The organism is Mycobacterium appelbergii, assembly GCF_032883035.1.
GTDB classification, from domain to species: Bacteria; Actinomycetota; Actinomycetes; order Mycobacteriales; family Mycobacteriaceae; genus Mycobacterium; species Mycobacterium appelbergii.
Window position 1 is genome coordinate 384,700 of the sequence record NZ_JAMQTH010000001.1, and the last position, 13,580, is coordinate 398,279.

Sequence of the window (13,580 nt, forward strand, 5' to 3'; positions counted from 1 at the left end):
CTGGTTCCTCGGTTGATTTCAGCCACCCTTGGATGTCTTTGAGTGCTGCCGACCTGAGTAAATCCGGCGCCGCCGAGGCGGTGATCGACGCCGAAGCGATGCCGGCGATCTGAACATCGCTGAGCTGCATGCCACCCCCGCTTCGAGCAGTGCGGGCAGCGGATGCTGCTCCAAGGACGGGGCTACCGACAGCAGGACATTGCTCGTCGGGCAGATGTCGAGCACAACGTTCGATGCGGCCAAGCGGGCGACCAGCGCGGGATCTTCGACGCACCGGACTCCGTGCATGATTCTGTCGGCGCCCAGAACGTCCACGGCGACCGCCACGCTCTGTGGGCCGAGCAGTTCGCCGGCGTGCGGCACGGCCTTCAATCCGGCGGCCCGGGCGACCGCGAATGAATCGGCGAAAGGACCCGGTGGATGCCTGCTCTCGTCGCCGTCCAACCCGAAACCGGTGATCTCACCGGCGGAATGGGTCGCCGCGAGCTTGGCGATCCGCAACGCTTCTTCGGGACCGTGGTCGCGGTTGGCTGCGACGATCAAGCCGATACCGACATCGTGGTCGTGGCTCGCGCGGCGAGCTGATTCCGCCACCATGTCGACGGCGTCGAAATCGGTGCCGAGCCTGCCGTCGAACAGACCTGGCCAGAACGATATTTCCATCCACACCGCTCCGGAAGAGGCGGCATCCTCGCAGATTTCGCCGAGTACTCGGTGAACATCGTCGGCGGTCTGCAGGCACTTCGCCGCGGCGGTGATGGTATCGGTGAAGGCGCTGAAGGACCCGAAGCTCGACGGCGTGGGTGCTCGAAACCCCGACCGGCTCGACAACTCGGCGAGCGTCGAGGCGCGAAGGGCGCCGTCAAGATGGATGTGCAGATGCGCCTTGGGCAGCAGCCTCAGGTCGCGCGGCATCATTTGCTCCCCGACGGTGTTGTGGCGAGCCGGCTTTCGATGCCGCCGACCAGTGCGGCCAGCCCGAACTCGAACTCGGGTTCCGGGCCGGCGGCTGCCAACCGGCCCAACAATCCCGGCAGCCCCTCGGATTCCGGGTCGGACTGCTCCGATTCGCCGGCGTCGGCTTGCTGCTCGAGGACCGCGCCGACGGTGTAGCGGCTTATCGCGATGAGCGAGTAGGCCGCGGCTTCGGGGGAGAAGCCCGCCTCGATGAGGAAGCGGATCTGACGCTCCGGGATGTCGGTTGAGCGGATGTCGGGATGAGTGCCGGAATGCAGTCGCGCACCGTCACGGACGCTGAGCAAGGCGCGGCGAAAGCTGCGCGCATTGCTGAACAGGAACTCGCGCCAGCCCTCGCCGGGTTCCGGTAGCGGACGCGTGTGATAGCGATCCAGCATTTCCTGGGCGAGTGCTTCCAGTAGGGCTGTCTTGGTGGGGAAGTGCCAATACAGCGCGGGCTGCTTGACCGCGAGCGCGGCGGCGAGCCGATGCGTACTCAGGCCGTCGAGTCCGGCCTCGTCGATCAGCGTCAGCGCGGCTCCGATGATCCGTTGTCGATCCAGGCGCACAGCGACCTCCTCCACAAAAGTCGATTGACACTTTATCAGCGATAAATTTATCGTCGATAAAGTGAAGGCTCCGGTGAACCAAAACCCCACGTTGGTCTGTGTCATGGCAGTCGCTGTGCTGGACGCGATGGGCTTGGGGCTCGTGATGCCGGTGCTGCCCGCACTGTTGCGCACACACGTCGAACCGTCGGCCGTTGCACTTCAGATCGGCGTCCTCGTCGCGCTCTACGCCGCAATGCAGCTCATATTCGCACCGGTACTCGGCGGGTTGTCGGATCGGCTCGGCCGACGACCGGTGCTGTTGACCTCGCTGGCAGGAGCGGCTGTGGACTACCTCGTGATGGGCACGAACCCCGCGCTGTGGGTGCTCTACGTCGGACGTGCGGTCGCCGGCCTGACCGGGGCGACCACGGCCGTCGTCGGATCGGTGGTGGCGGATGTCTCGCGCGGTGACCAGCGGGCACGCCGCTATGGCCAGGTGGGCGCCTGCTACGGGGGCGGGATGATCGCCGGGCCGATGATCGGTGGCGTCCTCGGTTCGCTGTCCCCGCATCTTCCTTTCCTGATGGCGGCCGTGCTCAATACCGTCGGCTTTGCCGTGGCCGCCTTGGTTCTCCGCGAAACCCGAACCGTGGCTGTGGATTCGGGCACACCGGGTGGGGCGCCGGGTTGGCGGGGCCTGTGGATGTCCGGTGGATCGATCCTGAGTGCATTGTTGTTCACGTATTTCGTGATCCAGCTCGTCGGGCAGGCTCCCGCGTCGATGTGGGCGGTGTTCACCGAGCACCGATTCGATTGGGATCCCACCCAGGTCGGGCTGTCGTTGACAGCGTTCGGTGCGATCCACGCACTTGCGCAGGCGCTGCTCACCGGCCCGCTCGCGGCCAGGTTCGGTAACAACCGGGCGGTCGTCATGGGAATCTGCGCCGACGCGATCGGTCTGCTGGCCCTGTCGGCAGCGGGGCAAGGTTGGATGGTGCTGCCGATCTCGCTGTTCCTGGCGCTGGGCGGGGTTGCGATGCCGGGGTTGCAGACGTTGTTGACATGCCATGTCGATGATCGTCATCAGGGGCGGCTGCAAGGCGTCATGGCAAGTCTGACCAGCCTCACCGGGATCATCGGGCCGCTCCTGTTCGCCGGCATCTACGTGGCGACCGGGCGGCAGTGGGATGGTTGGCTGTGGGTATGCGCCGCCGCGGCGTACCTACTGTGTGTGCCGGCGCTGCTGATCGCCTCGCCGCGACGACTGCTCAACAGCCAGGGCTTGAGATAGCCGGATTCCGGGTACAAATGGCGAGGGACGGGCCTTATCGGAAGGATTCATGACCACAGCGCGAACGCAGCTTGATCAACGCGACATGGCCGAAGCCCAGCGAATCGTGGGTGCGGTGGCGTCGGCGTTCTCGGCGAAGGTGGTGGGCCAGAACCACCTGCGGGAGTCGATGCTCATCGCACTGCTCGCCGGTGGACACCTGCTCATCGAGAGTGTTCCGGGACTGGCGAAAACCACCGCCGCGCGCGTCGTCGCCGAATCCATCGACGGCAGCTTTCGACGCATCCAGTGCACACCCGACCTGTTGCCCAGCGACATCATCGGCACCCAGGTGTACGAGTCGGCCACCAACACGTTCACCACCCAACTCGGCCCGGTGCACGCCAACATCGTGTTGCTCGATGAGATCAACCGCTCCAGCGCCAAGACACAGAGCGCCATGCTCGAGGCGATGGAGGAACGCCAAACGACGATCGCCGGCGTCAATTATCCGATCCCTGAACCGTTTCTGGTCGTCGCGACGCAGAATCCGGTGGATCAAGAGGGCACCTATCCGCTGTCGGAGGCACAGACCGACCGGTTCATGCTGAAAGAACTCGTGCGATACCCGTCCACCGAAGACGAAATCGAGATCATCGAACGGATGGACGCCGGGTTGTATGACCGGAACCACTACAGCGCCCCCGTGGTCAGCGTGGACGACATCCGTCGCCTCCAGGGCATCGCCCGGGCCGTGCACATGGACCGCGCGCTGATCGAATACGCGAGTCGTCTGGTCGGGGTCACCCGGGAACCCGAGAAGTACCTGCCGACGAATCTGGCCAGGCTCATCGAGTACGGGGCCAGCCCGCGGGCCACGATCGCGTTCTGCAGAACCGCACGCGCGCTGGCGATTCTGCGTGGCCGCGGCCACGTAGTTCCCGACGATGTGGCGCGACTCGCGCATCGGGTGCTGCGCCACCGCCTGATCCTCGGGTTCGAGGCGGCCAGTGCCCGGGTCACGGCCGACGTTGTGGTCGAAGCCGTGTTGCAAGCGGTGCAGGTGCCGTGAGGCCTCATGGGAAAGCATCTCGACTCTGCCAAGGCGCACTTCGGCCGCGATGCCGGCGGGCTCCTCGAAGGCGGCCGCTACGCCCTGGTGCACACCAGGAGTCTCGAATTCGACGAGTTGCGCCCGTATGTGCCGGGAGATGACGTTCGCGATATCGACTGGAAGGCGACGGCGCGCTCCGGCCACACCCTGATTAAGCGGTTCGTCTCCGAGAAGCACCACAAGATCCTGGTGGTGGCGGACGCGGGCCGTAACACCTCGGCATTGGCGCCCTCGGGAGAGCTCAAACGCGAGGTCGCCGCGAACGTCATCGGTGCAATCGGTTTGATGACCCTGCCGCGGTCCGACGAAATCGGCATGGTGTCGGGCGACTCGCGCGGCTGTGTCGACATCCGCTTGCGGCGCGGGGAAACTCACATCGAGAGCATGTTGCACCGGTATCACCATCAGGCCACCACGCGCCCCGCCGCCAGCGACATCCAGGCCCAACTGGAATGGGTGGCCCGACACTACCGGCATCGGCTGCTGATCTTCGTGGTCGCCGACGAACCCGAGGTGTCCGATCGGTTGGGCAGCGTGCTCGGATCGCTGACCGCGCGCCATGACGTGCTGTGGGCGATGACGGCGGACATGCCCGCGGTCCGTTCGCATGAGGATCGCGGTGAGGCCTATGACGTCGCCGACGGCCGATTCATCCTGCCCGCCGATGAGCTGGATCCCCATGTCGTGGAGGCGTACTGGCGATCTGAGCAACGACGGCGCGAACGCGTTTCCGAGTTCCTCACCGCCTATCGGGTGCCACACGCGGCCGTGACCGGTAGCGCGCGCATCAGGGCCGGGCTGACCGCGATGACCGGGGTGTACGCCCGTGCCGGATGACCTGCTACGGCATCTGATGGGACCGCCGTCCTATTCATCGGGCTGGTTGTGGATCGCGGTGGCGCTGGCACTGGCTCTCATCGCCTGGTACGCGGCGGTTTTCGTGCTGACGGCACCAGGGCGGCGGCTACGTGACCTCCCGCTCATCGGAGCCGCCCGCGATGAGATGATCAAGCACCGTTTTGCCCGCGCCGTACGGGCTATCGCAAACCGTTACCGTGCAGGGGATTTGACGGCACCGGCCGCAGGCGCGGCGATGAGCCGCGAAGTGCGGGCCTTTCTGCAGGCCGCAACCGGTGTCCGGGCGCAATACATGCAGGTGGACGACATCGCCACCGGTGCGCTCGCGCCCGCCGCCCCCGTATTGGCCGATCTGACCGACGCACAGTTCAACGACCAGTCGACCATTGATGTCGCGGCGGCCGGTGACTGCGCCGAGGAGTTGATCCGCGGATGGACCTGATCTGGTGGATTGTCGCGATCGTCGGCTGTGTCGCGTTGGCCGGCTGCGTGGCTGTGGCGCTGTTGTGGCCGCGCCCGCGATTGCAGGCGCCCCGGCCGCTGGCCAACACCGGGCGACTGACCGGGCTGCCGGAATACATCCGCGCCGTGCGGTTGCGCGCGATCTCCGCGTGCGTGACGATCGCGCTGCTCGTGCTGATCTTCGCCGCAGCGGTTCTGGTCGCCGCGCGCCCGACCGGGCTGCCGTCGTCCCCGCGGAATGCCGCGGCCGCGCAGCCCGAAGACATCATGGTGTGCATCGGCGGTGCTCCAACCGATCCCGCTGCGACCGCCTCGCTGCGGTACTTCGCCGACCGGATCGAGGCCTTCAGCACCCAGCGCATCGGATTGACCTCGGCCAACCGTCGCGTGGTGCCGCTGACCCGTGACTACCGCTATGCGGCAGGTCGATTCGCCGATGCGGTGCCGCTCGTGTCGCCCGTGACCTATGTCGACTACACCGAGAGCGTGGAGGACGTGCTGGCCATGTGCCTGACCGGCTTCCCGCCGTTCGATCAGAAGGCCGCACAGCGGCGTTCACTGATCTATGTCGGGCCGGATGCGTTACGTGCCCCTGACGACCCAACGCCGTCGCTGTTCACCGCCGACGGTGTCAGGGGTCTGGCACTCGGCGCCGGGGTTCAGGTCAACGTTCTCACCACGGGCGGAGACGGATTGAGCGAACTGGCGCGCGAGACCGGCGGTCGGTCGTACTCGGCGGATGCCGACGTGACCGCCGGCCTCGATGGAATCCGCAGCCATCCGCCCGCCCTCACCACGTCCGACGACGCCGCGGCCGAGACGAGGTCTCCGGAAACTCCTGATGTTCCCTTGGTGCTGGCGCTGGTCGCGATCGCCGCGATGGTGTTGTGGCCGTTGGTGGTACGGCGATGACCTTCAATCCCGTCCTCCCACCGCTGATCCTGGGACTTCTGGCCGTGGTGATCGTCGTGGCCTGTGCCATGGCCTTCCAGACGAAGACCGGGCGCGCGGCCGTGTGGCGCTGGATCGGCGTCACCGCCGGGGCGGTGTTGCTGTTGGTCGCCGCCGCGCGGCCGGTGCTCGGCGCGGACGCCGATGCGCCCACGCGGGTCGCAGGCGACTCGGAACCCAGCATCTTCCTGGTGGTCGACCGGTCCGCCGGCATGCAGCCCGGAATTGACCAGGTGCGCAGTGATATAGCAGCTCTGCTGGACCGCTACCCGAACGCGCGGTTCGCCGTCGTCACCTTCGCTGCCCGCGCAACGCTCGACTGGCCGCTGTCGCAGGACACCTGGAGCCTGAAGCCGTTGCTCGCGACCGTGACCCCATCCACGTCGGCACCGGAAACCACCGACGTCGGCGCGGCGAGCACCATCTTGCGCTATCAACTCATCAGTGCGGTCCAGCAGTACCCACGGGCGCAGAACCTGGTGTTCTACCTCGGTGCCGGTGCCCCTGAATCCGAGGTGCCGCAACGACAGTTCGAGTTACCGGAGCGTGCCGTCGACGGCGGTGCGGTACTCGGCTACGGTGACGGCGACAGTGCGGCGTTGCGCGGTGTTGCCGATCAGATCGGTGTGCCGTATGTGCCCCGCACCGGCAGCGATGCACGCCTGGATGATGCGCTGCCCACCGACGCGACCGGATTGCAGGCACCCGTGGTGGCCGTGGACACCGAACGCACCGAGCTGTACTGGGTTTTCGCGCTCGGCGCGGGGGTGCTCATCCTGATCGAGCTGTACCTGGTGCTTCGCGACTTCCGCCGGATCAGGCCGACGGGAGTGCTGTCATGACCCCGCTTCGTCGCAGGCTGCTCGTGTACTCCGCGCCAGTCGCGCTGGCCGTGATCATCGCGATCGCCAGGTGTGTCGCTCTGGTGGTGGCCGGCAACGCCGCTGAAACCGCCTTCACGGCAGGGACAGTCGCGGTGAGCGAGAATCGGCTGGATGACGCTGACCGCGAGTTCTCGGTCAGTATGGCGCGCGGCAAGTCTGCTGACCCCTGCCCGGCGCGCGTCAACCTCGAGCTCGTCCGGGAGACCCAGGGCGACCGGGCCGCCGCGACCTTCGATGGCCTCGGGGCGCTGACCCGATACCTCAGCGCGCGTGAATTGGTGGCGCAGGCACCCGCAGACTGCTTCGCCGGAAACACCGATCCCGATCCGGACCGCCGCGCTATCCGTAGCGAGACCGCAGCGCGGCTCGACAGCAAGATCACCGCTGCGCGGGCGGTACCGCCACCACCTCCCCCACCACCGGCGGTCGCGGCTCCACCACCGCCTCCACAGGGAGCGGCCACGGTGCCCGCCGACCCGGATGCGCCCTTGCGGCTCAATCCCGGCGCGGGAGATCCGTTCGACCGGCTGCAGGAGATTCTGCGGAACGCGGCACCCTGACCGGAGCAAGGCATTCGGCCCCGTGGTGCGGGACGACCCCTCACTACGGGTACGACCACGCATTTCCAAGGGTCCGCGATGGGCCGGCCCGCGCCAGGCTGAGACCGATGGCGAGGTACCAGCGAAGGAGTTTCGATGTCCAAGATCCTGCTGCAGACGACGATCATGGAGCACCCCGACGACTGGGATGTCACGCGATTCTCGATGCTGGCTGACGAACTACGGGCTGCCGGTCACGAGGTCACTGCCCGTAACCGGGCCTGCGCCGCAGACGACCCGGTCCTGACTGGGCTGGACACGAGCGACTATGACCAGCTGTGGTTGATGGCCGTCGATGTCGGTGACGGGCTGAGCACCCGCGAATGCGCGGCCATCGGTAGGTTCCGGGAAAGCGGTGGCGGGGTGCTCACCGCGCGTGACCACCAGCAGCTCGGCAGCTGCCTGCTGGGGCTGGGCTCGCTCGGGGTGGTCAACCAGTTCCACGATCCGAGCGTGGATTCCACCGCGCTGTGCGACGACCAGGACAACCCGGACATCTCGTGGCCCAACTACCACTCAGGCGCCAACGGCGACTATCAGCCGGTGCTTGTCCAAGAGCCCGCCCACGAGTTGTTGCGCACCACAGCGACGGCAAGTGGTCGGATCGAGTGGTTCCCCGCACATCCGCACGAAGGGGCGGTGTCGGCGGAGGTGCCCTTCGCGACCGTCCTGGCCCAGGGCCGCAGCACTGCGTCAGGGCGTCACTTCAACCTCGCTGTGCTACTCGACGGGGAACTCGCGTCCGACGGCCGCCTGATGGGCCGCGCTGTCGCGGAGTCGACCTTCCACCACTTCGCGGATTACAACTGGGATCTTGACTGCGGCGCGCCGTCATTCGTCACCGACGTGCCGGGAATCGAGATCAAGGCAGATCCGGCGCGGCTCGCGGTTTACCGGGACTATGTCCGCAACATTGCGACCTGGCTGCAGCCCGTGAGTATCCGCTGCGCAGCCGATAGTGTCGTGTCGGCAGGACATTGGGCCGGCGCTGCGGGTCAATGACGTGTGGTTGACGATGAGGATGGCATATGGCGGTGGCGGACGGACGCTCGACACGCGAGGCCAAACGCCTGCAGACGCGTGAACGGTTGATGGGCGCGGCCATCGCGGAATTCAAGCGATCCGGCATGGCTGAAGCTGATGTCGGTGCCATCGTCGCCGCGGCAGGAGTCGCACACGGCACCTTCTTCTTCCACTTCCCCACCAAGGAACACGTGCTGCTGGAACTGGAACAGCGCGAAGAAGAGCGGATCGCCAAACAGTTCGCCCAGTTCCTCAAGAAGCCGCACGATCTGGCCGCCGCGCTGCAGGAGTCTGTACGTCTGGTCAGGGGCCTTGAACGTCGGCTTGGCGACCGGCTGTTCAAAGACTTTCTCGCACTGCACTTTTCTCAAACGCGCCCACCGGCCGAGGTCGGCCAGGATCACCCGGTGATCGTCGGGATGGCCCGCGAGATCGAGTTCGCGCAGGCAGAAGGCGTGGTAACCGCCGACGTCAACCCGATCAACAGCGCGGTGTTCTTCCTGCTCGGTCTGTACGCGTTGTTGATCACCACGCACGACTGGCCGGACCGCGACGGCCTGCTCGATGACTACGTCCACCGGACGCTGCGCAGCATGGAATCACCGGTATCGGAGTCCTAACGATTCAGCGCAGACTCGGCGACGACGCCCACTCTGCCGGCAAAGACGTGGTGTCGTATAGAGGATGTTGTCGAAGTGGCCTCTCACCCACCGTCTGACCGCCGCCTCGGCGGCGGGGTTCGCGCTGTTGACCCTGGGCACGCCGGGGGCGAATGCCGCGCCGTCCAACGATGCCCGGGGTTACCTCGATTCCACCGCCCGGTGTGCGTCGGCCGATGACACCGTGGTGTTCGGCAGTACGGCAACCTCCCGGGTGGCGATCTGCGGATTGTCCGGCGGCAAGTACGAGTACCGCGGGGTCCGGTTACGTGATGGTGCGAAACTCGTCGTTCCCGCCACCCGATCCGACGACGGTGCCTTTGTCGCCAAGAACGACGGGGTCGAATATCTCCTGACCGCGAAGTCGCTGGTTCTCAGTGTGGGTGAACGGGTGCTTCGCGAGGAACCGATGCTTGACTTCCACGGGCCCGACGCCCCGAAAGCATCGCCGTCGCCCACTCCGTCGAAGCCGTTACCGCCGCCGTTGGCCGCCGAAGTGGGTGGTGGCGGAGCCTGACAGGCTCACTTGGCGAGAGCATCGTGGATCCGTCTGGTGGTAGCGGGATCCCGGTCCGGCGAATCCAGGATGTCCACCCACAGTTCGGCGGCGTCGGGGCCGAATGCGTGTCCATAGCCGTAGGGCACGTCCGCGGAGAAGATCATGTCCAGCGTCACCTGCCAGAACGTCACGAACGGTAGCCACCGCATCCCGGGGTCCACATCGGGGCCGAGCGGTTCGTGGAGCCAATCGGGACGGTGCAGCAGGAGGTCGAACGACCACCAGGTGATCGGGTCACTTGCGTGCTGCCAGAACACAACTCGCGGGGCCTCCCAGCGGCCGGGCAGGTCGGCGTCCTCGGGCCGGGAGGCAAACCGGATATGACGGCCGCCGTCCACGATCGGCAACCGCTCCAGCGATCCCGGATCCCGGTCGGTGGTGATCTGCTCCCACGGTTGCGCGAAGTTCGGTGTGCCGACCAGTAGTGCGCCGTCGGTACGGCTCACGATGTCGGCGCCCGAGGCGAATGCGGACTGCCCGCCGAATGAGCCGAGGCTCTCGCCGAACACCACCAGTTTGGGACGGTGGCCGACAGGGTGGGCCGCCCAGGCTCGGTGCACTGCCTCGAAGAGTGCCTGCCCCGCCAGCTGAGGCGTCTCGCGGTCCGCAATGAATGACAGCGCGCTGGGCAGGAACGAGTACTGCATGGACGCGATGGCGGTGTCGCCGCCGTTGACGTACTCGAGGGCCGCTGCGACGTTCGGGTTCACCCAGCCCCGCCCCGTCGTGGTCACCACTGCCAGCACCTTGCGGTCGAAGGCATGCGTACGTTGCAACTCGCCGACCACCCGTTCGGCGATCCCGCCGACGGTGTCCGCGGATTCCCGGCCGGCATACACGCGGATGGGGGTAAGTGCGGGCGCGCCAGTCGCTTCGGTGATTTCGCCGGCCGTCGGGCCATCGGCCACGAACGTGCGGCCCTCGCGGCCCAAGGACTCCCACGACTCAGCCGATGCGGCGGATCCGGAGCGCTCCGGGGCCGTCGGTTCACTGACGCCGTCGGCGGTGCTGTGATCTGCGGCCTTCGCCGAACGTTCGGCCACCCCCAACAGGCCGCGGTGCAGTGCGCCGTCGACCGCCACCACCGCGAGCACCACGACGGCCACCACAGCGGCCAACCGTGCGACCGGGCCGGGCACGAACCGGCCGGCCTGATGGGCCAGCCGGTCGACGGCCCATCGGACGCCGCGCGCCGATGCCAGCAGGGCAAGCGCGATCAGCACGGTGATCAGCAACACCAGGAGGTAGAAGGACCGCTGTGCCCGGGGCAGACCGACCAGGTCGCGAATGATCTGCTGCCACCACGACCCCAGCACCAGAAACGTCGGCACGACCACCAGGGCCGTCAGAATCAATGCACCCCAGCCGATTGAGCGGACGCGGTGCGACCACTGCGGGTGCACACCGCAGCGCCGCACCACCCAGGCGATGGCACAACCCAATCCATATCCGATCGCGACGCTGATACCGGTCGCCACGGCCTGCAGATACCAGGCCCGCGGCAGCAGCGACGGGCTCATCGACCAGGCGAAGAACAGCAGGGCGAGCGCCAGCCCAACCGGATGTAACCTACGCAGCACGAACTCGTGACCTTCCGTCGCGATATTTCAGTGGTTGGGTTCGGCGTAGGTCTGCAGGTACGCGATCAACGCCCGCTCACCTTCGGCGAGCACGGCACGATCCTTGCTCGGACCTGCGTAATGGGCGAGTTCGAGGATCCGGTCGCCCATCTCGACCGCGACGGTGGTGACCATGGGGTCGGTATCGGGATCCAGCAGTCGCCAGTCGACCAGCGCAGCATGCAGGGCGTCGGCGAATTGCGCGCGGCGCAGCCGGGGATCGGACAGCAGGCCCCGCGCGACGCTGGAGTAATGCAGCCGCACCAAATGCGGATGGGTGCGCAGATGGGCGTAATGGAACTCGAAGATCGCGTGAGCCACGTCGGCCAAGCTGTCCGGTGACATCGCGGCAAGGGCAGCTGCGCCGTCGGCATCACGCCGATCCAGATGGTCCAGCACAATCTCCTGCAGGATCGCGTCCCGGTTGGGGAAGAACTGGTACACCGTCGCCACCGGGACTTCGGCGCGCTGGGCGATCGCCCGCGTGGTCACCGCTTCGACGCCTTCGGACTCCAACAGCTGCAATGCCGCAGCCAGGATCCGTTCCACCCGTCGCTTGCTGCGCTGCTGGACGGGTTCACGACGGCGTAGTGCACTGTGGCTGGCCACCCACGTATCGTCCCACAGATGCGGATATGAACATGAATCACATTTATGTTTGCTCGTACTGCCGCGGCGACCGGCATCACCGATCCGTACGCGAACCCGCCCGTCTGGCAGCTCTTTTGGTGGGTGCGCGGAAAGAGAACACGTAGTCGAGTGCCGCACCCACGGTGATCCGGAACCAGTCCGCATTGCCGGTGGCGTGGGAAAGCATGGTGCCGCCCTGGTGTGCGATGAGGAGCGCGACGGCAAGGTGACGTGGATCGGCGTCGGCGACGAGTTCGCCGCGCTCACGCATGGTGGTCAATCCCTTGCGGAACAATCCGATCCAGCGCGCGTAACCAGCGGCCAGGTCATCGAGCACAGCCTCGTCGGCCTCGAGTAGTTCGCCGGCCAACGAACCGTAGATGCAGCCGCCGCGCACGTATACCGCGTCCACCTGCTTGACGCATGCGTCGGCCCAGGCCTGGAGGTCCTTGAGGCTGGAGAGCTCACCCAACGCTGGTTGCGTGTGGAAATCCAGCACGTCGGCGGTGCGCGCGGCGATGACTTCGCGGGTCAAATCCCTTTTGTCGGCGAAATAGTGGGACAGCTGGGATCCGCTGACCCCGACCTTGCCACGCACATCTTTGAGGCTCGTACTGTGCAGCCCCTGCTCGAAGATCAGCTCTGCGGCGCCTTCGACGATGCGTGCCCGTGTTGCCAACCCTTTTCGCGAAAACCCATTCGGACCGCCGTCCCGCGCGTCCTGTGCGTGACGCGTCCAACCGGTGCGGGGCCGGCGCGGCGGGCGCGGACTCTTTTCGGCGGGGTCGGCGGCGTACAGGCGCAGATGGTTGACCACAAACCGGGTTCCGTCAGACAGTGGCCACTCCTGACGGAAGGCAAAGGTCAATGTTCCCAGGCCTTGATGGCCTGCCACCACGACCATCGCCAGCTCCCGCGGCTCGGCGGCGGCGACCAGGACCCCGCGGTCCTTCATCCGCTGAAAGGACTCTTCAAGCAGATCGACCCAACGCCAATAGCCGTCAGCCAGGGTGTCACGGGTCGCCGCATCGGATTTGGCGAGCTGCCCGGCCAGGGTGTGATAGGTCGGCGTGCCGTCGTAGCCGATTGTGCGCAGGTATCGCAGATTGAGCTGGGCCCAGCGCTCCCAGTCGTCGAACGTGTCCAGGCCGCCCAGTTGGGCCTGGCGGTGGAAGTTCAGCACCACTTCGATCTGACGCTCCAGCACAGCGCGGATCAGTGCCGGCTTGTCGACGAAATAGTGGCTGATCTGGGAGCCGCTGATCCCTGCCTGCCGCCGGACCAGATCATGACTGAAGCCGGTCAATCCCTCCGAGAGGACGACCTGGGCCGCAGCCTGCAAGATGCGCTCGCGGGTCGCCAACCCCTTCGCGGTGAAATTCAAACTTTGGGGAGATTCCGTGGCAGCCATCAGTGACCTCGGCTACCGCACTCCCGCGTGCTG

General features: G+C 66.5%; 15 protein-coding genes. 10 read left to right on the plus strand and 5 right to left on the minus strand.

The window, feature by feature from the left end; translation table 11 throughout:
* Positions 1–18 precede the first annotated feature (18 nt).
* A complete protein-coding gene (add, locus tag M1247_RS01775) occupies positions 19–915 on the minus strand; it encodes an adenosine deaminase (protein WP_317154536.1) in 897 nt (298 codons plus the stop codon).
* A complete protein-coding gene (locus M1247_RS01780) occupies positions 915–1,526 on the minus strand; it encodes a TetR/AcrR family transcriptional regulator C-terminal domain-containing protein (protein ID WP_317154537.1) in 612 nt (203 codons plus the stop codon). The genes add and M1247_RS01780 overlap by 1 nt, the downstream gene beginning before the upstream one ends.
* Positions 1,527–1,599: 73 nt before the next feature.
* Here M1247_RS01780 and tet point away from each other — a divergent pair, with 73 nt between their 5' ends.
* The 10 genes from tet to M1247_RS01830 all read left to right on the plus strand — a co-directional run bounded on the left by tet (position 1,600) and on the right by M1247_RS01830 (position 9,845).
* Positions 1,600–2,799 (plus strand): Tet(A)/Tet(B)/Tet(C) family tetracycline efflux MFS transporter, encoded by a 1,200-nt coding sequence (gene tet, locus M1247_RS01785; RefSeq protein ID WP_317155002.1) that lies wholly within the window; start codon positions 1,600–1,602, stop codon positions 2,797–2,799.
* Between the two features lie 49 nt (positions 2,800–2,848).
* On the plus strand, positions 2,849–3,850 hold the full coding sequence (locus tag M1247_RS01790; RefSeq protein ID WP_317154538.1) for an AAA family ATPase: 1,002 nt from the start codon (positions 2,849–2,851) through the stop codon (positions 3,848–3,850).
* A 6-nt stretch (positions 3,851–3,856) separates the two neighbouring features.
* Positions 3,857–4,729 (plus strand): DUF58 domain-containing protein, encoded by an 873-nt coding sequence (locus M1247_RS01795; protein ID WP_317154539.1) that lies wholly within the window; start codon positions 3,857–3,859, stop codon positions 4,727–4,729.
* Positions 4,719–5,192: a hypothetical protein gene (locus M1247_RS01800; protein WP_317154540.1), complete on the plus strand. Its 474-nt coding sequence runs from the start codon at positions 4,719–4,721 to the stop codon at positions 5,190–5,192. The genes M1247_RS01795 and M1247_RS01800 overlap by 11 nt, the downstream gene beginning before the upstream one ends.
* Positions 5,183–6,124 (plus strand): hypothetical protein, encoded by a 942-nt coding sequence (locus tag M1247_RS01805; protein ID WP_317154541.1) that lies wholly within the window; start codon positions 5,183–5,185, stop codon positions 6,122–6,124. The genes M1247_RS01800 and M1247_RS01805 overlap by 10 nt, the downstream gene beginning before the upstream one ends.
* On the plus strand, positions 6,121–7,005 hold the full coding sequence (locus M1247_RS01810) for a VWA domain-containing protein (protein ID WP_317154542.1): 885 nt from the start codon (positions 6,121–6,123) through the stop codon (positions 7,003–7,005). Before M1247_RS01805 ends, M1247_RS01810 begins: the two co-directional genes overlap by 4 nt.
* Positions 7,002–7,607, plus strand: coding sequence for a hypothetical protein (locus M1247_RS01815; protein ID WP_317154543.1), 606 nt, complete (start codon positions 7,002–7,004; stop codon positions 7,605–7,607). The genes M1247_RS01810 and M1247_RS01815 overlap by 4 nt, the downstream gene beginning before the upstream one ends.
* 135 nt (positions 7,608–7,742) lie before the next feature.
* Positions 7,743–8,648, plus strand: coding sequence for a hypothetical protein (locus M1247_RS01820; RefSeq protein ID WP_317154544.1), 906 nt, complete (start codon positions 7,743–7,745; stop codon positions 8,646–8,648).
* 26 nt (positions 8,649–8,674) lie between these two features.
* Positions 8,675–9,289 carry a TetR family transcriptional regulator gene (locus M1247_RS01825; RefSeq protein ID WP_317154545.1) on the plus strand — a complete coding sequence of 205 codons (615 nt, stop codon included), beginning with the start codon at positions 8,675–8,677 and terminating at the stop codon, positions 9,287–9,289.
* Between the two features lie 64 nt (positions 9,290–9,353).
* Positions 9,354–9,845, plus strand: coding sequence for a hypothetical protein (locus tag M1247_RS01830; RefSeq protein WP_317154546.1), 492 nt, complete (start codon positions 9,354–9,356; stop codon positions 9,843–9,845).
* Positions 9,846–9,850: 5 nt separating this feature from the next.
* Here the strand turns inward: M1247_RS01830 and M1247_RS01835 are convergent, their stop codons facing one another.
* The 3 genes from M1247_RS01835 to M1247_RS01845 all read right to left on the minus strand — a co-directional run bounded on the left by M1247_RS01835 (position 9,851) and on the right by M1247_RS01845 (position 13,547).
* The gene (locus M1247_RS01835; protein ID WP_317155003.1) at positions 9,851–11,407 is read right to left on the minus strand and encodes an alpha/beta hydrolase; all 1,557 of its coding nucleotides are present in this window, start codon (positions 11,405–11,407) and stop codon (positions 9,851–9,853) included.
* Between the two features lie 87 nt (positions 11,408–11,494).
* On the minus strand, positions 11,495–12,115 hold the full coding sequence (locus M1247_RS01840; protein ID WP_317154547.1) for a TetR/AcrR family transcriptional regulator: 621 nt from the start codon (positions 12,113–12,115) through the stop codon (positions 11,495–11,497).
* 76 nt (positions 12,116–12,191) lie between these two features.
* Positions 12,192–13,547 (minus strand): TetR/AcrR family transcriptional regulator, encoded by a 1,356-nt coding sequence (locus tag M1247_RS01845; protein WP_317154548.1) that lies wholly within the window; start codon positions 13,545–13,547, stop codon positions 12,192–12,194.
* Between the last annotated feature and the right edge of the window lie 33 nt (positions 13,548–13,580).

What these genes read in the sequence shown, in the direction of transcription:
- add (WP_317154536.1), bottom strand. Translation starts at nt 915, where the DNA reads ATGCCGCGCGACCTGAGGCTGCTGCCCAAGGCGCATCTGCACATCCAT.
- M1247_RS01790 (WP_317154538.1), top strand. Translation starts at nt 2,849, where the DNA reads ATGACCACAGCGCGAACGCAGCTTGATCAACGCGACATGGCCGAAGCC.
- M1247_RS01795 (WP_317154539.1), top strand. Translation starts at nt 3,857, where the DNA reads ATGGGAAAGCATCTCGACTCTGCCAAGGCGCACTTCGGCCGCGATGCC.
- M1247_RS01805 (WP_317154541.1), top strand. Translation starts at nt 5,183, where the DNA reads ATGGACCTGATCTGGTGGATTGTCGCGATCGTCGGCTGTGTCGCGTTG.
- M1247_RS01810 (WP_317154542.1), top strand. Translation starts at nt 6,121, where the DNA reads ATGACCTTCAATCCCGTCCTCCCACCGCTGATCCTGGGACTTCTGGCC.
- M1247_RS01815 (WP_317154543.1), top strand. Translation starts at nt 7,002, where the DNA reads ATGACCCCGCTTCGTCGCAGGCTGCTCGTGTACTCCGCGCCAGTCGCG.
- M1247_RS01820 (WP_317154544.1), top strand. Translation starts at nt 7,743, where the DNA reads ATGTCCAAGATCCTGCTGCAGACGACGATCATGGAGCACCCCGACGAC.
- M1247_RS01825 (WP_317154545.1), top strand. Translation starts at nt 8,675, where the DNA reads ATGGCGGTGGCGGACGGACGCTCGACACGCGAGGCCAAACGCCTGCAG.
- M1247_RS01830 (WP_317154546.1), top strand. Translation starts at nt 9,354, where the DNA reads ATGTTGTCGAAGTGGCCTCTCACCCACCGTCTGACCGCCGCCTCGGCG.
- M1247_RS01835 (WP_317155003.1), bottom strand. Translation starts at nt 11,407, where the DNA reads ATGAGCCCGTCGCTGCTGCCGCGGGCCTGGTATCTGCAGGCCGTGGCG.
- M1247_RS01845 (WP_317154548.1), bottom strand. Translation starts at nt 13,547, where the DNA reads ATGGCTGCCACGGAATCTCCCCAAAGTTTGAATTTCACCGCGAAGGGG.